The organism is Streptomyces tubbatahanensis (assembly GCF_022699385.1).
Classification (GTDB): domain Bacteria; phylum Actinomycetota; class Actinomycetes; order Streptomycetales; family Streptomycetaceae; genus Streptomyces; species Streptomyces diacarni.
In genome coordinates this window covers 3375183-3396383 of record NZ_CP093846.1, presented here as the reverse complement: position 1 = coordinate 3396383, position 21201 = coordinate 3375183, and the positions used below count along the sequence as shown (strand labels likewise).

General features: G+C 71.5%; 16 protein-coding genes. 9 read left to right on the top strand and 7 right to left on the bottom strand.

The genetic code is table 11. From position 1 onward, the window contains the following. The first annotated feature begins 113 nt into the window (after positions 1 to 113). From MMF93_RS14470 to MMF93_RS14455, 4 genes are all read left to right on the top strand, one after another. A complete protein-coding gene (locus tag MMF93_RS14470) occupies positions 114 to 1379 on the top strand; it encodes an amidohydrolase family protein (RefSeq protein WP_242751692.1) in 1266 nt (421 codons plus the stop codon). Beyond that, positions 1379 to 2548, top strand: a complete 1170-nt coding sequence (locus tag MMF93_RS14465; RefSeq protein WP_242751691.1) for an acyl-CoA dehydrogenase — start codon at positions 1379 to 1381, stop codon at positions 2546 to 2548. Before MMF93_RS14470 ends, MMF93_RS14465 begins: the two co-directional genes overlap by 1 nt. Before the next feature lie 6 nt (positions 2549 to 2554). Further along, positions 2555 to 3793: an acyl-CoA dehydrogenase family protein gene (locus tag MMF93_RS14460; RefSeq protein WP_242751690.1), complete on the top strand. Its 1239-nt coding sequence runs from the start codon at positions 2555 to 2557 to the stop codon at positions 3791 to 3793. Positions 3794 to 4193: 400 nt separating this feature from the next. Continuing rightward, positions 4194 to 4817, top strand: coding sequence for an ATP-binding protein (locus tag MMF93_RS14455; RefSeq protein ID WP_242751689.1), 624 nt, complete (start codon positions 4194 to 4196; stop codon positions 4815 to 4817). A gap of 330 nt (positions 4818 to 5147) precedes the next feature. On the opposite strand, the gene MMF93_RS14450 is transcribed toward MMF93_RS14455, so the two are convergent. Next, a complete protein-coding gene (locus tag MMF93_RS14450; protein ID WP_242751688.1) occupies positions 5148 to 6083 on the bottom strand; it encodes a cyclase family protein in 936 nt (311 codons plus the stop codon). 111 nt (positions 6084 to 6194) lie between these two features. Between MMF93_RS14450 and MMF93_RS14445 the strand changes: the two genes are divergently transcribed. From MMF93_RS14445 to MMF93_RS14435, 3 genes are all read left to right on the top strand, one after another. Continuing rightward, complete coding sequence (locus MMF93_RS14445) at positions 6195 to 7106, top strand: SDR family oxidoreductase (RefSeq protein WP_242751687.1); 912 nt, start codon at positions 6195 to 6197, stop codon at positions 7104 to 7106. 461 nt (positions 7107 to 7567) lie between these two features. Then, complete coding sequence (locus MMF93_RS14440; RefSeq protein ID WP_423835422.1) at positions 7568 to 9130, top strand: aldehyde dehydrogenase family protein; 1563 nt, start codon at positions 7568 to 7570, stop codon at positions 9128 to 9130. Between the two features lie 199 nt (positions 9131 to 9329). Continuing rightward, positions 9330 to 10643: an alcohol dehydrogenase catalytic domain-containing protein gene (locus MMF93_RS14435; RefSeq protein WP_242751686.1), complete on the top strand. Its 1314-nt coding sequence runs from the start codon at positions 9330 to 9332 to the stop codon at positions 10641 to 10643. Between the two features lie 263 nt (positions 10644 to 10906). Here the strand turns inward: MMF93_RS14435 and MMF93_RS14430 are convergent, their stop codons facing one another. Then, a complete protein-coding gene (locus MMF93_RS14430) occupies positions 10907 to 11992 on the bottom strand; it encodes a GlxA family transcriptional regulator (protein ID WP_242751685.1) in 1086 nt (361 codons plus the stop codon). 54 nt (positions 11993 to 12046) lie between these two features. After that, a complete protein-coding gene (locus tag MMF93_RS14425) occupies positions 12047 to 13075 on the bottom strand; it encodes a GlxA family transcriptional regulator (RefSeq protein ID WP_242751684.1) in 1029 nt (342 codons plus the stop codon). A 62-nt stretch (positions 13076 to 13137) separates the two neighbouring features. Here MMF93_RS14425 and MMF93_RS14420 point away from each other — a divergent pair, with 62 nt between their 5' ends. Both MMF93_RS14420 and MMF93_RS14415 read left to right on the top strand, forming a co-directional pair. Next, entirely contained in the window at positions 13138 to 14580 is a 1443-nt protein-coding gene (locus tag MMF93_RS14420) for an MFS transporter (protein WP_423835602.1), read from the top strand. A 115-nt stretch (positions 14581 to 14695) separates the two neighbouring features. Continuing rightward, positions 14696 to 15463, top strand: coding sequence for an NAD(P)H-dependent oxidoreductase (locus tag MMF93_RS14415; RefSeq protein ID WP_242751683.1), 768 nt, complete (start codon positions 14696 to 14698; stop codon positions 15461 to 15463). A 27-nt stretch (positions 15464 to 15490) separates the two neighbouring features. On the opposite strand, the gene MMF93_RS14410 is transcribed toward MMF93_RS14415, so the two are convergent. From MMF93_RS14410 to MMF93_RS14395, 4 genes are all read right to left on the bottom strand, one after another. Further along, positions 15491 to 16189: a flavin reductase family protein gene (locus MMF93_RS14410; protein WP_242751682.1), complete on the bottom strand. Its 699-nt coding sequence runs from the start codon at positions 16187 to 16189 to the stop codon at positions 15491 to 15493. A gap of 133 nt (positions 16190 to 16322) precedes the next feature. Further along, on the bottom strand, positions 16323 to 17198 hold the full coding sequence (locus tag MMF93_RS14405; RefSeq protein ID WP_242751681.1) for an enoyl-CoA hydratase/isomerase family protein: 876 nt from the start codon (positions 17196 to 17198) through the stop codon (positions 16323 to 16325). Positions 17199 to 17496: 298 nt separating this feature from the next. Continuing rightward, on the bottom strand, positions 17497 to 19755 hold the full coding sequence (locus MMF93_RS14400; protein WP_242751680.1) for an acetate--CoA ligase family protein: 2259 nt from the start codon (positions 19753 to 19755) through the stop codon (positions 17497 to 17499). 169 nt (positions 19756 to 19924) lie between these two features. Further along, positions 19925 to 21064: a flavin-containing monooxygenase gene (locus tag MMF93_RS14395; protein ID WP_242757564.1), complete on the bottom strand. Its 1140-nt coding sequence runs from the start codon at positions 21062 to 21064 to the stop codon at positions 19925 to 19927. Between the last annotated feature and the right edge of the window lie 137 nt (positions 21065 to 21201).

Sequence of the window (21201 nt, the reverse complement as noted above, 5' to 3'; positions counted from 1 at the left end):
CCGTCAGTTTTTGGGGAAGCGTAGAGGGCGACGCCTTGTCGGTCCAGAGGGGGCGGGTCTAGCCTCTTTCTGACGGCCCATCAGATAGTGCGGTATGGCGAGGGGGTACACCAGTGACGGAACTTCCGCGGATCGTGAGTGTCGATGACCACGTGATCGAGCCGGCGCATCTGTTCGAGACGTGGCTGCCGGGCAAGTACCGGGAGGCGGGGCCCAAGCCCCTGACGGCCGGGATCGGCGAACTGGAGTACGTGGGCGGCAAGTACCGGTTCACCACGGACCCGGAGGGGCAGCTGACGGACTGGTGGGAGTACGAGGGATTGTTCTTCCCCTACAAGCGGGTGATCGCGGCTGTCGGCTTCGACCGGGACGAGATGACGTTGGAGGGCATCACCCGCGAGCAGATGCGGCGCGGCTGCTGGGATCCGGCCGCGCGGCTGGCGGACATGGACCTCAACCACGTCGAGGCCTCCCTGTGCTTCCCGACCTTCCCCCGCTTCTGCGGCCAGACCTTCGCCGAGGCCCACGACAAGGACGTCGCTCTGGCGTGCGTGCGGGCCTACAACGACTGGATGGTCGAGGAGTGGTGCGGCGACAGCGGGGGCCGGCTCATCCCGCTGTGTCTGATCCCGCTGTGGGACATCGACCTGGCCGTGGCCGAGATCCACCGCAACGCCGCGCGCGGGGTACGGGCCGTGACCTTCAGCGAGATCCCCACCCACCTCGGGCTGCCCAGCATCCACACCGGCTACTGGGACCCCTTCTTCGCCGCCTGCGAGGAGACCGGCACGGTCGTCAACATGCACATCGGCTCCTCCTCGCAGATGCCCGCCGCCTCCCCCGACGCACCCCCGGCCGTGCAGGCGTCCCTGTCCTTCAACAACGCCATGGCCTCGATGATGGACTTCCTCTTCAGCGGCGTCCTGGTCAAGTACCCCCGGCTGAAACTCGCCTACAGCGAGGGCCAGATGGGCTGGATCCCCTACGCGCTGGAACGCGCCGACGACGTGTGGGAGGAACACCGCGCCTGGGGCGGCGTCCGGGACCTGATCCCCGAGCCTCCCTCGACCTACTACTACCGGCAGATCTACTGCTGCTTCTTCCGCGACAAACACGGCGTCACCGCCCTGGACACCGTCGGCCGCGACAACGCCACCTTCGAGACCGACTACCCCCACGTCGACTCCACCTTCCCCCACACCAAACAGGTCGCCCTCGAACACGTCGCCGGACTCGACCAGACCACCATCCACAAACTCATGCGCGGCAACGCCATCCGCATGCTCGACCTCGACCTCGACGACAACCGCAACGGGAGCGGCAGCGCCCGCGACGGCGCCCGCGACGGCGGCAGCGTCCGCGACAGTGACCGCGTCTGATGGACCTGACCTGCACGCCCGAGGAGGAGGAGTTCCGGGCTCGCCTGCGCACCTGGCTGGCCCGCGAACTGCCCACACTGCCGCCCCGCCCCGACCCGCTGGACTGGCCCGCACGACGCGCCTACGACATGGACTGGCAACGCCGGCTCCACGGCGCCGGATACGCGGGCCTGCACTGGCCCAGGGACGCGGGCGGCCAGGGCGCGACCCCCGCCCAGCACCTGATCTTCCTGGAGGAGACGGAGGCGGCCGGAGCCCCCTACGTCGGGGCGGGATTCGTCGGGCTGCTCCACGCGGGCCCCACCATCGCCGCCGAGGGCACCGCAGAACAACGCGCCCGCTGGCTTCCCCCGATCCTGCGCGGCGACCAGGTGTGGTGCCAGGGCTTCTCGGAGCCGGACGCGGGCTCGGACCTGGCCTCGCTGCGGACCCGCGCCGTGCGCGACGGCGACCACTACGTCGTCACCGGCTCCAAGATATGGACCTCGCACGCCGAGGTCGCCGACTGGTGCGAACTGCTCGTCCGCACCGACCCCGACGCGCCACGCCACCGGGGCCTCACCTGGCTCGCCCTGCCCATGGACGCGCCCGGCGTCACCGTCAGGCCGCTGCGCACGCTGGCAGGCTCCACAGAGTTCGCCGAGGTGTTCCTCGACGAGGTGCGGGTGCCCGTCACCCACCGGGTGGGTGACGAGAACGACGGCTGGCGCGTCACCATGGTGACCCTCTCCTTCGAGAGGGGCACCGCCTTCGTCGGCGAGGTCGTCGCCTGCCGCCGTACGCTGCGGCTGCTCGCGCAGCACGCCAGGAAGACGGGCCGCTGGGACGACGCCGTACTCCGCCGCGGGCTCGGCCGGCTCAACGCCGAGTTCACCGCTCTGTGGCGGCTCATCCAGTGGAACGTCAGCGAGGCCGCACACAGGCTGCGCAACGGTGGCACGGGTGTACCCGCAGAGAACGGCTCCCTCTTCAAGCTGCGCTACTCCCACGCCCGCCAGGAGCTGTACGAGGTGGCGGCCGCGGTCCTGGGTCCCGACACGCTCGACCTGGCACAGGAGTGGACCCGTGAGCGGCTCTCCTCCCTCTCGTACACCATCGCCGCCGGCACCTCCCAGATCCAGCACACGATCCTGGCCGAGCGCGTCCTCGGCCTGCCGAAGGCACGGTGACGCCCCATGGACTTCCGGCTGACCGACGATCAGGAGGCACTGAAGCGCGGCATGCGGCAACTGCTCGACCGGCGCTTCGGGCCGACGGCGCTGCACCAGGCGGCCGATCCTCTCGCGCACCACGCCCCGAGGGAGGAGCTGGCGCGGCTGTGGGGACAGTTGGGCGAGGCCGGACTGTTCTCGCTGCGGGCGGACGAAAGCGCGGGCGGGGTCGGCCTCGGACTGCCCGAAGCGGTGCTGGTCTTCGAGGAAGCGGGCCGCGCCCTGCTGCCGGGCCCCCTGGTCGCCACTCACCTGGCGGGCAGCTGGGGGCTGGTACCCGGAGCGGGGGAAGGGCGGGCGGTGGTGACGGCGATGGACGCGGGGCCGTCGTCGCCGGGCCGCACGTCTCCCCCCGCGGGAGCCGTCCCGGACACCATGCTGGTGGAACACCTGGAGGCGGCGGACGCCGTGTTACTCGTCGGCGGCGGCGAGGTGCGGCTCCTGGAGACCACGGGCAGCGCCCTGAACGAGACGGTGAAGGGCGGCGAACAAGCCGACAACCTCCCCGCCGCCGCACCCGTGCTCTCCGTCGATCCGCTCTCCCCACTGCACCGGGTGACCGGTCGGACGTCCCCCGGCAGCCGGACGGCTGCCGAAGGCCGGCAGGGCGAGCTGCGAAATGCGCTGGAGGGGCAGCGAAAAGGGCCGGAGGGGCAGCGAAAAGGGCCGGAGGAAGGATCGGAGGGAGCGCAAAAAGGGGTGGAGGGAGCGCGAAAAGGGCTGGGGGAAGGGGTCGCGAGAGGGATGAGGGGAGGGCTGGGCGAGCGGTTGTGCGCGGTGGACGCCGACGTGCTGCGCCGTGAGGCCGGCGCGCTCACCGCAGCGCAACAACTGGGCAGTGCACACCGAACACTGGAACTGGCCGTCGGATACGCCCGGGCACGCGAACAGTTCGGCCGGCCGATCGGCACCTTTCAGGCGGTGCAACACCTGTGCGCCGGGATGCTGGTACGGGCGGAGACGGCGCGCAGCGCCGTGTACGCGGCCGCCGTCACCCGCGAGGACGAGGAGACGTGCGCCGCGAAGCTCCTCGCCGACGAGGCCGCCACCTCCAACGCCCGCGACTGTCTCCAGGTGTTCGGCGGCATGGGCTTCACCTGGGAGGCCGAGGTGCATCTGCATCTCAAGCGGGCCTGGTTGCGGGCCGAGCAGTGGGTGACGTCGGTGGCAGCCGAGGAAAAACTGGCAACTGCTCTGCTGTGACCGCTTGCCACGGGTTTCCCGTTGCTGGCTCTGTCCCTCCCCGCTGCCGACCCATTCCGCCGCTATGTGAGGGGCAATCTGAACAACGGTGGTTACTCAAAGTCATGAAGGCTGTCGCGCGGGAGACGTGTGAGCCGACGGCGGTGACGGAACCCGTGTCCGAACGGATCCGACAGCGCAAACCTGCCGCCGCACGGGGCAACACCGAAGCGACAACGTGCCGCAGGCCGTCGCACAGGCCGTCGCACAGTATGCCGTGCCGATACTCCTTTGCGCCGGAATATGCCTGAAGCGCTTGTTGCCCTCACTATGAGCAACCATGCTGGTCTCGCTGGAGTCACAATCCGTGACTACAAGGAGACGCGAGGCGATGTGTCCGCCAGTTCGGATGGTGTGAGCGGTGCAGGTGCTTCTGGAGCAGTTGGAGATCGGATCCGATCCGACGGAGGTGGGGCGCGCCCGTAGGTGGGCCAGGGCCCGGCTCGCGGGAGCCGGGGTGGCTGCCGACGAACCGCTGGCCGAGACGCTGATTCTGCTGATCTCGGAACTCGTCACCAACGCGGTGGTGCACACCGGATGTCCGGCCGTGCTGTGCATGCTGCTGCCCCGAAGGTGCGGGGGTGAGGAGGCGTGCGAGACGGTGGAGTCCGTACGGGTCGAGGTCGCCGACACGAGCAGCCGCGCTCCGCGCCACCGCCAGGCCGAGGGCGGGGACACCGGCGGCCGCGGACTGGAGCTCGTCTCCGGTCTCGCCGACCGCTGGGGCTGGGAGCACGAGCCGGGCGGCAAGCGCGTCTGGTGCGAACTGGACGCCGCGCCGCCGGGGCCGGGATGTGTCCTCGCGCCCCCGGTGTACGGCGAGATGCGAGCCGGCGGGCGAGCAGGCGGGGAGTCGCGGGCGCACCCGGAGGCGGCACGCCTGGAGGGCGGTGCCCGCTCGCGGACGGAGACGCGTCCCGACGCCACGATGCCGATGCGCACCCGGGTCAACGTCGTGGAAGCCGGGGCTGGCGCGTTCGGCTGAACGTGCGCCGGGAGGATTGGGGCAAAAACCCCAAAGTCCAGACCAGGTGTTGACGACTCGTGTCGGTTTGATCACCCTTGGGTGGAGCGATGCGTCGTGAGGGGACGCCGAGGAATCCTGGATTCCTCGGCGAGTACGGGTCGCTGTCCGGCGCCAACCTTCGTGCCAGGCCTGTCCGAGGGCCGTGCGAGGCAGGGCCCCCGAGCGCCGGAGTCGGGTGGCGGTACGCCGTGCCGTGCTCGGGGCGCGCATCAGCGCACCGCCACCCGAACCGTTCCACCGTCCACGGGCGTCCGGAGCCCCTGGCGCCCGCTCCCTCCCTGCTGCGCTTCACAGCACCGCCACCGGTGCCACCGGAGCACCCGTTCCGCCCGTGAACGGCTCGGGCGGCGCCGAGAGCAGGAAGCTGTAGCGGGCCTCGTCCGCACAGGCTTCGGACAACTCCTCCAGATTCCAGTTCTGGCCCTGGAGCATGCCCATCTCGACGAGGTGGAGGGCATGGACCGGCAGCCACAGGTTCTCGATCTGCGGGGGAACGATCTCGAAGGTGAGGGTGTCGTTGGCGACAGCGGCCACATCGCGGGCGTGGAACCACTCCGGCGCCCGGATCGACAGCCCCGGGGACGGATGGGCGTAGGCGTGCTTGTCACCGGCCAGAAAGTGGCGCAACTGCCCGGTCCGGACGAGGACGATGTCCCCGGCCTGCACCCGTGTGCCCGCGAACTCCTCGGCCGCCTCCAGGTCCTCGGGCTCCACCGCGTGGTCCCCCGCCAGCTGCTGCTCACCGCGGGCGCGCGCCACGTCGAGCAGGACGCCGCGTGAGACGAGGGGGTGCGTCTTCTCGATGCCGCTGAACGTGGCTCCTTTGTGCGCGGTGATCGAGTCGGCGGGCCGGTCGTTGTAGATCCGCCCGCCGTGCGAGACATGTCCGAGACCGTCCCAGTGGGTGGCGGCCTGGAGACCCATGGTCACCACGTCGTCGCTGGTGGCCACGGTGCCGGGCCCGAACATCTCCAGGTTGAGGGCCACCATCGTGTGCAGCGGGTTCACCCGGCCGGGGATCATCCCGGTCTGCACGCCGTTCTGCTGGAGCGGCAGCGCCAGCGGGACGCGGCGACCGCTGCGCACGCCGGCCGCCGCCCGCCGCACCACCTCGTCGGTCACCAGGTTGAGCGTTCCCACCTCGTCGTCGGCACCCCACCGGCCCCAGTTGTTGACCCGCCTGGCGATCTCGGCGAACTCGGGGCACTTTGCGGGCACGGTCATCTCTCCTCCAGAGCGGGACGTCGGAAGCGGGGCGGTACGGGGCTCTTGTGTTCGGGCGTCGCCTGCCCAAGAATCTAACGGGTCGTCAGATAACTCGGGAGGGGGACGGACGTGGGCAATTTCTTGGCCGGGAAGGTCGTCGCCGTCACGGGCGCCGGGCGCGGCATCGGCCGCGCGGTGGCGCTGGCGTGTGCGAGCGAGGGCGCCAGAGTCGTCGTCAACGACTACGGAGTCGGCGTCGACGGTGGCGAGCCGCACAGCGAGATAGCGGAAGCCGTCGTCAAGGAGATCACCACGGCGGGCGGTGAAGCGGTGGCGGTCGCCGACGACATCTCCACCATGGACGGCGGCCGGCGCGTCGTCGACACCGCCCTGGCCCGGTACGGGCGGCTCGACGGGGCGGTCTGCGTGGCCGGCATCCTGCGCGAACGCATGCTCTTCAACATGAGCGAGGAGGAGTGGGACCCCGTGGTCGCCACCCACCTCAAGGGCACCTTCACCGTCTTCCGCGCCGCGAGCGCCGTCATGCGCCAACAGCGCGGCGGCACCCTCATCGGCTTCACCAGCGGCAATCACCAAGGCTCCGTCTCCCAGGCCAACTACGCGGCGGCCAAGGGAGGCGTCATCTCCCTGGTGCGCAGCGCGGCCCTCGGTCTGCACAAGTACGGAGTCACGGCCAACGCCGTCGCCCCCGTGGCACGCACGCGGATGTCCGCGGGCGTGCCCACGGAGCTGACGGAGATCGGTGAACCGGAAGATGTGGCACCCCTCGTCGTCTACCTCCTCAGCGACTCGGCCAAGGCCCAGGAGATCACCGGACAGGTCTACACCGTCGCCGGCCCCAAGGTCGCCGTCTGGGCGCAGCCACGCGAACTCCGGGCCGCCTACGCCGATGGCGCGTGGACACCCGAGCAGCTCGCCGAGGCCCTCCCGGGCAGCGTCGGGCAGGATCCGATGCCCATGCTGGAGCGGCTCAGGGAGATGGCCGACGCCGCCGCACGCAAGGACCGCCCCAACGCCTGAGTGGGCGCGACGGCGTAGTGGCCGCCCCCGACCTCCCGCGCGCGGCGGATGGGTGCCCCTTCCGTGGTGACGCAGCCGTTGGTGGCGGTGGTGAATGCGGTCTCCGGCGCGGCGCGGTCCGATACGCCGTGTCCGGTGCGACGGCATGTGGTCTCCGAAGTGGAGCGGCACGGCGCGCAGTCTCCGGAGTGGAGCGGTATGCGGTCTCCCGCGCGGAGCGGCGCGGTCGGCGTCCGGCGTCGAGCGCGGGCTCGGTGCCCGGTGCGGAGCGACGCGCAGGGCGTCGGGCGTCGAGCGTCGGGCGTCGAGAGGCGGGCACGGTGCACGGCGCCGAGTGACGCGCGTGGCTTCGCAGTGGTGGCGACGCACGCGCTCTGCCCGTCGGCTCGGTGCGGCTCGATGAGCCGACGGGAACAACCTTGTCCCAGCACGGTGCTGGGCCCGCCCAGAGAGGCAAGCACGTGACGACGAAAGCGAGCACACCGAAGAGCGGAACCAGCGCGACACCGGGCACCGGGAAGGCCCCCGGTGCACCCGCCCCCGGCCGGGCGGGTGCACCGCAGGCCTACCGGCACTGGATCGCCGGCGCCTGGCAGCAGCCCGCGCGCGGCCACTACCAGATCACCGACCCGGCCACCGAAGAGCCGGTCGGCTACGCCCCGGAAGGGGGCGCCGACGAGGTGGGCACCGCCGTCCGCGCGGCCCGCGCCGCCCAGGACGAGTGGGCCGACACCGACCCCCGTGAACGCGCTCGGGTACTGGAGAGGATCGGTGCTCTCCTCACCGAACGCGGCCCCGGGCTCGTACCGCTCCTCCAGGCCGAGACCGGCGCCACACTCAAGGTGGCCCGCGGAATGCAACTGCCCACCGCCGCCGACCGCTTCCGCCGCTACGCCCGCGGTGCGACGGAGCCCGACACCGTGCCGCTCGCCCCGCAGCCCGTACCGGCCAGTGCCCTCGCCCCCGGCGGGCTGATCGGGGCGGCAGCCGTGCGCCGCCCGTTGGGTGTGGTCGGGTGCATCACCTCCTACAACTTTCCTGTCGTCAACCTCGCGGGCAAGGTCGCGCCCGCTCTTGCGATGGGCAACGCCGTCGTCTGCAAGCCCGCGCCGCAGGATCCGCTGGCCTGCCTGGAGCTGGGCCCACTGCTCCAGGAGGCCGGGCTGCCCGACGGGCTCTACAACGTCGTCACCGGTTCGGGGGCGACGCCGGGCGAGGCCTTGGTCGCGCACCCGGACGTCGACATGATCAGCTTTACCGGCTCCACCTCCGTAGGAAAGAAGATCGCGGAGCGGGCGGGACGAGGCATGAAGCGCACCCTCATGGAACTGGGCGGGAAGGGTGCGGCGTTGGTGCTGGACGACGCGGATGGCCGGATCCGCGAGGCAGCACTGGGCTCGGTCGCCTCGACCTGGACCTTTCACAGCGGCCAGATCTGCACGGCACCGACGCGTGCGCTCGTACACCGCTCGCTCTACGACGAGTTCGTGACTGCGCTTTCACGCTACGCCTCCGCACTGACACTCGGCGATCCCACGAATGAGCGAATCGTGGTCGGACCGCTGATCTCCGCGGCCCAGCGCGACCGGGTCGAGGCCCACATCGCCGCAGCCCGTGACCAGGGCGCGACGGTGCTGGTCGGGGGCGAGCGGCCCGCCGAGCCCGGTACGGGTTTCTACGTCGCGCCCACCCTGATCACCGACGTCACACCGGAGATGACCGTCGCCCGCGAAGAGCTGTTCGGGCCGGTCGTCGTCGTCCTCTCGTTCGAGGACGACGACGAGGCCGTGCGCCTCGCCAACAGCACCTCGTACGGGCTGTACGACTACGTCTTCAGTGGCGACACCGGCCGCGCGTGGCGGCTCGCCGGCCGGCTGCGCAGCGGCAACGTCGGCATCAACACCGTTCAGCGGCACCCGGAAACGCCGTTCGGCGGGTTCAAGGACTCCGGAGTCGGCCGGGACGGAGGGGTGTTCGGCCTCCATGCCTACAGCGAACTCCAGTCGGTCGTCTGGGCGTCGTGAAGCGTGCCGCTCGGTGGCGGTGCGGCGGCGCGGCGGGGTTGCGGCGCGGGGGTGGGGCGGGCTGCGGCAGCGCGGTTCGGCCGCCTGGCCGGCGTCGGGGGCCTGCGCATCCGGGCGTGCGGGGACCTGAGACACCCGGTCGGGCCGAGGGACGAGAACGCAGTGCGAAGAGCAGACGGAGCGAAGTGAGGGCCATGGCATGAGAGGCGTGATTGTCGACGACGCGGCCGCCCCGGCGGTGGCCGCCGCTCACCCACAGGCGGTCGCTCAGGAGCGGGCCACCCCACAGGCACGGGCACTCGCTCAGGCCCGGGTCGCCGGCCAGGCGCAGGTGGTGGACGACCTCGACGTACGCGCCCCGGGGCCCGGCGAGGTACTCGTCGGCATCCGGGCCGCAGGGCTGTGCCACAGCGACCTTTCCGTCATCGACGGAACGATTCCGTTCCCGCGCCCGGTCGTCCTCGGGCACGAGGGCGCGGGTGTGGTCGAGGCGGTGGGAGAAGGGGTGCGCCATGTGGCTCCGGGGGACCATGTGGCGCTGTCCACCATCGCCAACTGCGGCGCGTGCCCCGAGTGCGCGCGGGGCAGGCCGACCATGTGCCGTAGCGCCATCGGCAGGCCGGAGAGGCCCTTCCTCCGGGGCGGCAAGCCACTGCACAACTTCGCGGCCACGTCCGCTTTCGCCGAGCGCACGGTCGTCAAGGCCGTGCAGGCCGCGCCGATCCCCCGGGACATCCCGCTGACCTCCGCCGCGCTGATCGGCTGCGGCGTCCTCACCGGTGTCGGTGCCGTGCTCAACCGGGCGAAGGTCGGCCAGGGCGAGTCCGTGGTGGTGCTCGGCGTCGGCGGCATCGGGCTCAACGTGCTCCAGGGGGCGCGGATCGCGGGGGCGGCCCCGATCGTCGCCGTGGACGCCAATCCGGCGAAGGAGGACGTGGCCCGCAGGTTCGGAGCCACGCACTTCGTGACCGCGTCACCGGCGGCGGCAGCCGCGGCCGGCGCGCGCGGCGGAGCCGATGCGTCCGTCGCGACGGCGTCCGGGGCCGCAGACACAGAAGCCACGTCTGCGCCTGCCGACGCAGAGGCTCCCCGTCCCGGGTGCGCCGATGCCGACATGCCCGCCTCCGTGGCTTCCGGCACAGAAGCCGCCGTCAGGGAGATCCTGCCCGACGGCGCGGCGCACACTTTCGAGTGCGTCGGCAGCACGGCGCTCGTGCGGCAGGCCATCGATCTCCTGGACCGGCACGGGCAGGCCGTGCTGCTGGGCATGCCGGCGGCTGACGCGGAGGCCACCTTCCTGCCGGCGGCGATGTTCCTGGACAAATCCGTGCTGGGCTGCCGCTACGGTTCCTCCCGTCCGTCCCGTGACATCGCCCTTTACGCGGACCTCTACCGCCAGGGGCGGCTGCTGCTCGACGAGCTGGTTACCGAGGTCTACCCGATCGAGGATTTCGACCGGGCAGCGCACGATGCACACCAGGGTCGGGTGGCGCGGGCAGTACTGACCTTCTGAGCGAGTACTCGTCCGGCGAAACCGTCCGAGGGAGTGCGCCGTCCCTTTCAGGCAACGGCAACGGCAACGGCAACGGCAACGGCAACGGCAACGGCAACGGCAACGGCAACGGCAACGGCAACGGCAACGGCAACGGCAACGGCAACGGCAACGGCAACGGCAACGGCAACGGCAACGGGGACGGGGACGGCAACTGGGACGGGTACGGGCACGGGGCGGCGAGGGCAAGAAACGGGGGCAACGGCGCCGGCGGCAGCCGCGGCTCAGGAGCGGGCTTCGGCCATGGCGGCCGTCCCGGCTGCGCGCGCCGTTCCGGTCAGGGGGCCGGCGACGTCCAGGGAATATCCGTCCGCCGTTCCCGCGCGAAACGTGCGGCGGTAGGCGCGAGGGGAGACGCCGAGGGAGGCGTGGAAGTGCTGGCGAAGGGAGGCCGCGGTACCGAAGCCCGCGTCGGTGGCGATGCGTTCGATGGGCAGGTCCGTCTCCTCCAGCAGGTGACGGGCGTGTTCGATGCGCTGTTGTGTCAGCCAGCGCAGCGGCGTGATGCCGACTTCTTCGCGGAAGCGGCGGGTGAAGGTGCGGACGCTCATGGCTTCCTGGTCGGCGAGTTGTTTGAGGGTGAGGGGGTGGTGGAGGTGGTCGAGGGCCCAGGCGCGGGCGGTTCCTGTGGAGGAGAGTCGGGGTTCGGGCACGGGGCGGCGGATGAACTGTGCTTGCCCGCCGTCGCGGTGGGGTGGCACGACGGTGCGGCGGGCGACCTCGTTCGCCACAGCCGAGCCGTGGTCCCCGCGCACCATGTGCAGGCACAGGTCGATACCCGCGGCCTCTCCGGCGGAGGTCAGAACGGAGCCCTCGTCCACATAGAGGACGTCGGGGTCGAGGCGTACGCGTGGATACAGAGCGCGGAAGCTGTCCGTGGACATCCAGTGCGTCGTGGCCCGCTTCTCGTTCAGCAGCCCGGCGGCGGCCAGGACGAACGCGCCCGTGCAGATGGAGGCGATCCGGGCGTCGGGACGGACGAGTGAGAGCGCGCTGCGGAGCGGTTGCGGCAGGGTGCCTTCCGTCTCCGTCGCGTCGGGCTCGTGGGTGGCCGGGACGACCACCGTGTCGGCCTCCGCCAGCGCCTGCGGCCCGTGCGTCACATGGACGGGGAAATCGGCGTCCGTACGCACCGCTCCCGGTGTCAGTGCACAGGTGACCACTTCGTAGAGCGGGTCACCTTTCGGCCCGGCCGCGCGGCCGAACACCTGGTGGACGAGGCCCAGCTCCATGGGCACCACACCGTGCCGGACCAGAACGGCGACCCGGTGGCGGCCCGGGTGGATGAACACGCGCGCGTGGTCGGACATGGTGAGCGTCTCCTTCGCCCTCGGCGGCAGTCGTCGGCAGTTCCCGCATGCGTGTCACCCCTCGCAGGGCGCGACGGGGGTCGCGGCGACGTGTTCGCCACCCTCCGTACGGAACGTTCTGCGGTACGCGGTGGGAGAGACGCCGAGGGACGCCTGGAAGTGCATGCGCAGTGTCGAAGCGGAGCCGAACCCGGTCCGGGCGGCGACCTGGTCGACGGACAGGTCGCTCTCCTCCAGTAGATGACGCACCCGCTCCACGCGTTGTCGGGTCAGCCACTGCTGCGGGCTGATGCCGACTTCTTCGCGGAAGCGGCGGGTGAAGGTGCGGACGCTCATGGCTTCCTGGTCGGCGAGTTGTTTGAGGGTGAGGGGGTGGTGGAGGTGGTCGAGGGCCCAGGCGCGGGCGGTTCCTGTGGAGGAGAGTCGGGGTTCGGGTACGGGGCGGCGGATGAACTGTGCTTGCCCGCCGTCGCGGTGGGGTGGCACGACGGTGCGGCGGGCGACCTCGTTCGCCACCGCCGAGCCGTGGTCCCCGCGGATCATATGGAGGCACAGGTCGACCCCGGAGGCGATACCCGCGGAGGTCAGGACAGAGCCCTCGTCCACGTAGAGGACGTCCGAGTCGAGCTTGACGGAGGGGAAGAGGCGTTGGAAGCGCTCGCCGGCGCTCCAGTGGGTCGTCGCCCGCTTGCCGTCCAGCAGCCCGGCGGACGCCAGGACGAAGGCGCCCGTGCAGATGGAGGCGATCCGGGTGCCGGGGCGGATGCGTGCGAAGGCCTCGGCGAGTGCCGGGCTCATCGCGCCGCGGTCGTAGGGCTCGTCCCGCTCGTGCGCCGCGGGGACGATCAGGGTGTCCGCCTCCGCGAGTGCCTCGGGGCCGTGTTCCACGTTGACCGTGAAGTCGCCTTCCGTGCGGATCGCACCGGGAGCGGCGGCACAGGTGACGACCTCGTACAGCGGTTCCCCCGAGGCGGACCGCGCACGCCCCATCAGACAGTGCGGGATTCCCAACTCGATCGGCAGCAGCCCGTGCCGCACGAGAACGGCGACTCTGTGGAGACCGGTACGGGTGAAGACGGCCATGGCCCGATCCTCGCACATGGTGGCTCTCGGGCCACTCGTTCCGTGCCCGTGTGCTCAGCAGGCTGAGCAGTGTGACCGAGACCCTTCCCTCACGGCCGCCCGAGCGGGACGACCGCGGCAGCCGCACGACGCACAGCCGACAGTCCCCCGACGCGGCCCCACCGGCACCGCGCGTGCACCGTGCCTGGTGGGTCGCGCTGGTGTGCTTCGTCGCACTGGTGGGGGCCGCCGGCTTCCGGGCGACACCCAGCGTGTTCATCGATCCTCTGCACCAGGAGTTCGGGTGGTCCCACGGGACCATCTCGTTCGCCGTCGGGCTCAACGTCCTGCTGTACGGACTCACCGCACCGTTCGCGTCGGCGCTGATGGAGCGTTACGGCATCCGTCAGGTCGTCACCGCCGCGCTGTTGCTGATATCGGCGGGCAGCGGGCTCACCGTCTTCATGCGTTCCGAGTGGCAGCTGATCGTGTGCTGGGGGCTGCTGGTGGGCATCGGCTCAGGATCCATGGCGCTGGCCTTCGCCGCCACGGTGGCCAACCGGTGGTTCGTCGCCCGCACGGGACTGGTCAGCGGCATCCTGACCGCCGGCAGCGCGACAGGGCAGCTCGTTTTCCTGCCCTTGGTGGCGCTCCTGGTGGAGGGCTCGGGGTGGCGCACCGCCTCACTGGTGGTGTGCGGGTCCGCGCTCGCCGTCGTGCCACTGGTGGTGTGGCTGCTGCGGGACCGACCCGAGGACGTCGGACTGCGCCCCTACGGCGCGGGCCCCGGCTACGTGCCCCCCGAGGCCGGGGCGGCCGGGGCGCTGCGGCGCACCCTTTCGGCGCTGTGGCAGGCGGCCCGTACCAAGGTCTTCTGGCTGTTGGCGGGGTCGTTCGCGATCTGCGGCGCGTCGTCCAACGGGTTGATGAGCACCCACTTCGTGCCGGCGGCGCACGACCACGGGATGGCCGTTCCGGTCGCCGCGTCCCTGCTGGCCTTGATCGGTGTGCTCGATCTGGTCGGCACCGTCTGTTCCGGCTGGCTGACCGACCGTTTCGACGCCCGCAGACTGCTGGCCGTCTACTACGGACTGCGCGGGCTGTCGCTGCTGCTGTTGCCGATGCTCTTCGCCGGAAGTGTGCAGCCGCCGATGCTGTTCTTCATCATCTTCTACGGGCTCGACTGGGTCGCCACCGTGCCGCCCACCATGGCGCTGTGCCGAGAGCACTTCGGCGCCGACGGTGCCATCGTCTTCGGCTGGGTGCTTGCGGCGCACCAGACGGGAGCCTCGGTGGTCGCCTTCGTGGCGGGACTGGTGAGGGACGCCACCGGGACGTACGACCTCGCCTGGACGGGAACGGGCGTCCTGTGTGCGCTGGCGGCCTTCATGGTGCTCGTCGTACGGCGAGGGCCAGGGAGGACGGGTGCGCCGTTGGCCACGAGCGGCGCAATGGCGCGGCCCGGCGGCGTTCTGACGGGGGACGAGGGGGCCGCACGGACACCCGGAGGGAGCGGCAAAAGGTGAGCCGAGGAGGTGGCGCCCGGAGGGAGCGGGCAAGTGGGCCGGGTGGCCAGAACCTTGCACTCGTCGTCCATACGGTCACTCGTTTCGGATCGGGGCAGCCCGCACGATCGGTCGTATGAAGACGCTCTGGATTTTCGCCCACCCCGAGGCACGCTCTCTGAACGCCACTCTGCGGGACACCGGGGTAGCTGCCCTCCGCGAAGGTGGCCACGAGGTGCGCCAGTCCGACCTGTACGCGATGGGGTGGAAGCCGGTCGTCGACCGGGCGGACTTTCCCGCAAGGGACGCACAGGAGCGGCTGCTGGTCGGGGAGGCCCAAGAGCACGCGCACCGCAGGGGCCTGCTCAGCCAGGACGTCCGCACCGAGCAGGAGAAGATCGCCTGGGCCGACACACTGGTCTTCCACTTCCCCCTGTGGTGGCTGGGGCCGCCGGCCATCCTCAAGGGATGGTTCGACCGCGTGCTGGTGCAGGGATTCGCCTTCGGGGTGAAGGACCCACACGGTCGTGCCCGGCGCTACGGCGACGGAGGCCTGGCGGGAAAGCGCGCCATGGTCGTCACTTCGGTCGGTGCGCGCTCCTCCAGTTTCGGCCCGCGCGGCATCCACGGCTTCGTGGACGACATCCTCTTCCCGCTGCACCACGGCACGTTCTGGTACACGGGCATGACCCCGCTGCCGCCGTTCGTCCTCTACGGAGCCGACCGGGCGAGTGGGACAGACGCCACGGAGTGGCAGGATCAACTGCGCGCGCGGGTGGAGGCACTGGAGACGCTCGCTCCCCTGGCCTACCGGTACGAGGCCGGAGGGGACTACGACGCGGACCTGACGCTGCGCCCGCACCTGGCGCCCGGCCGCACGGGACTGGACATGCACGCGGCGTGACGCACGGGGGAGCGAGCGCGTGCCTGTTCACTCGGCCGGCGTGAACGTCCCCAGCCTCCCCTGATGAAAGACCAGCGGTGCCTCATCACTGCGCCCTTCGTCCAGCGCGCGCACCCTGCCGACGACGATCAGGTGGTCACCGCCGGTGTGCACGGCGTGGATCTCGCAGTCGATCCACGCCGTCACGCCCTCCAGCAGGGGCGATCCGGTCACCGGGGCGGGGGAGTAGGAGACCCCGGCGAACTTGTCGGCGCCGCTCACCGCGAACGCCCTGCACAGCTCCCCCTGCGCGGCGGACAGGACGTTCACGCAGAAGACCCCGGCGCGGGCGATGCCGGGCCAGCTCTTGGATGTCCGGGCCACCATGAACGAGACCAGCGGCGGCTCCAGCGACAAGGAGGCGAAGGACTGGCAGGCGAACCCCGCAGGCCCTGGCACGCCTTCCCCGGCCTCCGATGCGCCCTTGTGCGAAGACGCCGGCGCGGGCGCTGTCACGACGGTGACCCCCGAGGCGAAACCGCCCAGGACGCGGCGGAAGACGGCCGGGTCGACGGGTGCGCGCTCGTCCGCTCGCACAGCTCGCAGGTCGGGCGGGGGAAGCGTGTCGGTACGCTCCTCCCCTCGCTCCTGGACAGGCCGCGCCCGCCCCGCGGCCTGTCCGGACGGTGAGCCGGCCGCCCGCAGATAGCGCACCGCGGCGGCTGCCATTCCCGCGTGTCCCATCATGGCTTCATCGTCCCTGTGGCGTCGTCGGATGAGCGTCGTCGGAGCTGGTGCCGTCGGGTGTGTCATTCGGCGGTGGTGCTGTCGGACCGGCCGGCCCGTTCGGGGCGTTCCGTCCAGCGTAACCACCGCTGTCCTACCTCCCGTCGAAAACGGGCGATCGCCGTTCGGCGAAGGACGCCACGCCCTCGCGTGCGTCCCGTGTGGTCATGTTGATCTCCTGGGCCCACGCCTCAGCACCGAGGGCGGCGGAGCGGTCGGTGTCCATGGAGGCGTTGACCAGCCGCTTGGTGAGCGCGAGCGCGCGGGTCGGCCCGGACGCCAGGCGTGCGGCCCAGGCGCGCGCCGTCTCCGTCAACTCCTCACCCGGGACGACGCGGTTGACCAGGCCGAACCGTGCGGCCTCCGTGGCGGCCAGTGCATCCCCGAAGAACATCAGTTCCTTGGCCCGTTGCGGCCCGATCAATCGCGGCAGCAGGTAGGCGCCACCCCCGTCCGGCACCAGTCCGCGGCGTACGAAGACTTCCACGAACGTGGCCTCTTCGGCGGCCAGAACGAGGTCGCAGGCGAGGGCGAGATGGCAGCCGAGACCGGCGGCAACGCCGTTGACGGCGGCGAGTACCGGCTTCTCGCAGTCGAGCACGGCCGTGATCAGCCGCTGCGCTCCCCGCTCCAGAGTGCGCGCCACGTCGCCCGCCACCCGTTCCGCCCCGCTGCCCGGTGCGCCTCTCAGGTCCGCGCCCGCGCAGAAGCCGCGTCCTCGACCGGTGAGCACGACGGCCCTAACCTCCGGATCGGCAGAGGCGTCGGCGAGCAGGCCGATGAGGCGTTCTCGCTGGTCGACGGTGAGAGCCCCGAGGGTGTGCGGCCGATCGAGAGTCAGCCACGCCACGCCGTTGTCAGTGGTCCGCGCTACAACTTTCTCCAAGGACTCGTCCGCGGCCTCACGCGAGGTTGCGGGCTCGGCCCGCTCGGGCTGGTCGGAGGGCGACGGATCACGGGGGGAGGTCATCGACGTGCGGCTCCTTTCACGGCGGACGGTGCGGCGCTGTCCACGGATGACACGGCGCTGTGCACGGATGACGCAACGCTGTGCACGTATGACACGGTGCTGTGCACCCGTGGCGCGGTGCTGCGCGCTGACGGCGTGGCGCAGCACGCGGGCGTTCCGCCGCCGCGTGTGGGTGACGCGCCTGCCCGCGCGGGCGGCGGTGTCGCGTACGCCTGCGAGACGGGTTCCCGCGCGGGCGGCGCAGTCACCGGCGGCGGCGTGGAACCGCATGCGGGAGGCGAGGCACCTCGCGCGCCGTTCACCGGCACACCGCGAGGGCGTCGAGCGCCACCGCGCCCTGCCCGCGCGGCAGGACGACCAGAGGATTGATGTCCAGCTCCGCCAGACCGCCGGCGCCCTCGGAGCCGGGCGGCGCCCCGAGCTCCAGAGCCATCCGCTGCACCCGGAGGATGACCTCGACGAGTGCGTCGACGTCGGCGGGCGGCCTGCCGCGCACCCCGTCCAGGAGTGCGGCACCGCGCAGCTCTCCGAGCATCGCGCGGGCCTGCTCCTCGCCGAACGGAGGGACCCTGACGGTGACATCGCCCAACACCTCCACCAGGACGCCACCGAGTCCCACCGTCACAGTCGGTCCGAACAGCTCGTCCTGCCCGACGCCGACCACCATCTCCACGCCGGGGTCGACCAGCTGGCACACCAGCACGCCGTCCAGTTCGATGTCCTCGGCGCGCGTGATGTCCATCAGCTCGCGGTAGGTGTCGCGGACCTGGCTCGCGGAGGTGAGACCGACGCGGACGAGGCCGTACTCGCTCTTGTGCGCGAGTCGCGGTGCCGACGCCTTCATGACGACCGGGTAACCGACCTGCGCGGCCGCGCGCACCGCCCCCGCCGCGCTGGTGCACAGCTGCTCACGGGGGACGCGGACGCCGTAGGCGCGCAGCAGCTGTTTGCCTGCGTGCTCGCTCAGCTGCTGTCCGGGCCGCAGCAGAGCCTGCGCCTTGCGGTACGAGGGGGAGGGGGTGCGGGGCGCGTCCTCGAAAGGGGACCGGTAGGCGCGGGCGAAGCGGTGGTGGCCGAGGTAGGCGCGCACCGCCCGCACGCAGTTGCCGAACGTCCGGAAGGTTGCCACCCGCGAGGAGCCGAGCAGCGTGGTCCGGTAGGCGTCCTCGGTGCCGACCGGAGAGCCCCACACGACGCAGACCAGCTTGTCGGTCTCCTCGGCCGCGGCCACCAGGTCCCGCGCCAGCCTGTCGCTCATCGGCGGGAAGGGACCGGTGATGGGGCAGATGAGGACGCCGACGTCCGGGTCGGCCAGGACCGCGTCGATGATTTTGCGGCCGCGCCAGTCACCCACCGGGTGACCACCGTTGTCGACGGGGTTGGCCACCGACAGGTAGTCGGGGATCCACTGGTGCAGCTCCGCCTGCTTGGCGTCGGAGAGGGTGGGCAGCGTCAGCCCTGCCGAGGTGGCCAGGTCGGCCAGGTGCGCTCCGGTGCCCCCGGAGATCGCGAGAACGGCGACGCCCTCGGCCCGTGGCGGCCGGGCCCGGGCCAGCAGCGTGGCTGTGTCCTGGAGTTCGTCCAGCCCGTCCACGCGGATGACGCCGTACTGCCGCATCACCGCGTCCACCGTGGCGTCGGAGCCCGTGAGCTTCCCCGTGTGCGAGGCGGCCGTGCGCGCCCCGGTCTCGGTGCGGCCGACCTTGACCGCGACGACGGGGACACCGCCGCGTGCCGCGCGGTCCACGGCGAGCAGGAAGCGCCTGCCGTCCTTGAGCCCTTCCACATATGCCGCCACGGCCCCGACCTCGGGGCAGCCGGCGAAGTAGGAGAGGAAGTCGGCCGTCTCCAGGTCGGCCTCGTTTCCGGTCGGTGCCCAGTGCGAGAGCCGGATGCCCAGCTCCTGGAGGGCGAAGAGGGGGCGGCCCTGATGGCCTGACTGCGTGACGAGGGCGATCGCGGGCCCGTCCAGGTCGGTCCGGAAGCGCTCGAAGGCGTTGAGGTTGGTGTTCGGGCCCAGCAGCCGCACGCCGGAGCGCGCCGCGGCCTCGGCCAGCTGCTGTTGGGCGAGGGTGCCGTCCTGGCCGGTCTCGGCGAAGCCGGAGGCGAAGGCGACGGCGAACCGGGTCTTGGTGTCCGCCAGCTGTTCCAGTACGGGCAACGGGTCGGCCACGAGGAGGACGGCGACGTCCACGGGTTCGGGCAGGTCGGCGACGGTGGGCGCGCACGCCTGCCCGAACACCTCGCACCGCTTGGGGTGCACCGGATACAGGCGGGCGCCGACGTGTTCGGCCCAGGCCAGCAGTTGCCGCGTGATGCCGGTGTTGGGCCGCCCTTCCGCGTCGGAGGCGCCCACCACGGCGACGGCCTCCGGGCGGAAGAAGCGGTCGAGATCGGGCACCGGGGCGTGCAGCGGCCGGCCGCTGACATCGAGGCCGACGTCGTCGCTGTCGTCGGCCCTGCTGTGGACGCTGCCGCCGCCGGCCGGTTCGCCGCAGGCCAGTACCCGGCCCTGGCGGGGGGTCATGGTAAGGGTCCCGTGAGTCGATCCGAGCATGTGTACTCGCCCACTCCCGTGTGGTGGCCGACTGGAACTGACGCCCCGTCAGGTTACTGGAGCTGACGGCACGTCAGGAACCCCTCTGTCGGCCACGGGCTGTCCGACGTCACCTGAGCGGCCATTTACGGCTGCTTCGCGTTCCTGGGGGAGTATGAGGTCGGTGGCCTCAGCGGGCCGCCTTGGCGATGGCCTTCGCGATCCGTCCGGCGTCGAGCCGCAGTTCCCGTAGTGTCCCGCTGATCGGGTAGGAGAAGCCGGTGAAGTGGAGGCCGGGGGCCGAAGGGTGGGTGCGACGGCCGTGAGCGAGCGGGCGGCCGCGTGCGTCGAGCACGCCCAGGTGGCCGACCAGTTCGTCGAGTCCCGTGCGGTATCCGGTGGCGGCGACGACCACCCCGGGACTGATGGTTTCTCCGTCCGCCAGGACGGCCTTCGCCCCCTCGAACGACTCGAGGGCGGCAACCGGCTCGATCCTCCGCTGCCGTACCGCGCTGACCAGTCCGACGTCCAGTACCGGGATCGCCCCCTGGCGCACGCGCGTGTACAAGCCCGCCTCCGGGCGGGGCAGCCCGTAGGGAGACAGGTCGGGCAGGGAGGCTTTGGTCAGCCGCCCCGCCATGCGGTCCACGAGTCCGACAGGCAGGTGTCTGCACAGGATGGCGCTGCGCTGGGAGGGCCAGCCGAGGGTGGAGCGGCGCATGATGTGCGGTGGTGTCCGCACGGCAAGGCGTACCCGCCCTGCTCCGCTCTCCGCGAGGTCGGTGGCGATCTCGGCCCCGGTGTTGCCCGCGCCCACCACCAGGACGTCCTTGCCCACGTAGGGGGCGGCGGAGCGGTAGGCGGAGGCGTGCAGCAGGTCGCCCGTGAAGGTCTCGCGTCCTGGCCAGGGCGGCAGGTGGGGGGTGTGGTTGCAGCCGGTGGCCACGACGACGGCGGGGCTGGTCAACCGCCGTCCGCCGTTGGCGTGCAGCACCCACTGGTCGTCTTCGCCGCGCTCGAGCCGGTGCACCTGCACTCCTGTGGCCACCTCTGTGCGGTGGTGTGCCGCGTACTGTTCGAGGTAGCGCACCACGTCGGCGCGTGCGACCCAGCGCCCGTACGCGCGGGGGATGGGCAGCCCAGGGAGCGCGGAACCGGCGCGGGTGGTGTGCAGGTGCAGGCGGTCGTAGTGGGAGCGCCAGGAGGCGCCGACGGCGTCGGCCCTCTCCAGTACGACGGCGCTGATGCCGCGTTCCCGCAGCGCGGCGGCCGTGGCGAGGCCGCCCGGGCCGGCGCCGAGGATGTGGACGGGCGTCCCGTTCTCGGGCATGAGCATGACGACAATTCTAGGTGCCCCTGTTGAGCTGTCGCCGGTCGGTCCGCACGGCCCCTTGCAAAGGGGCGCGGAGGCCGCTTCACTGCGACGTGCCACCTGATGCGCCGTCAGTTATGACCCGCGAACGGGTG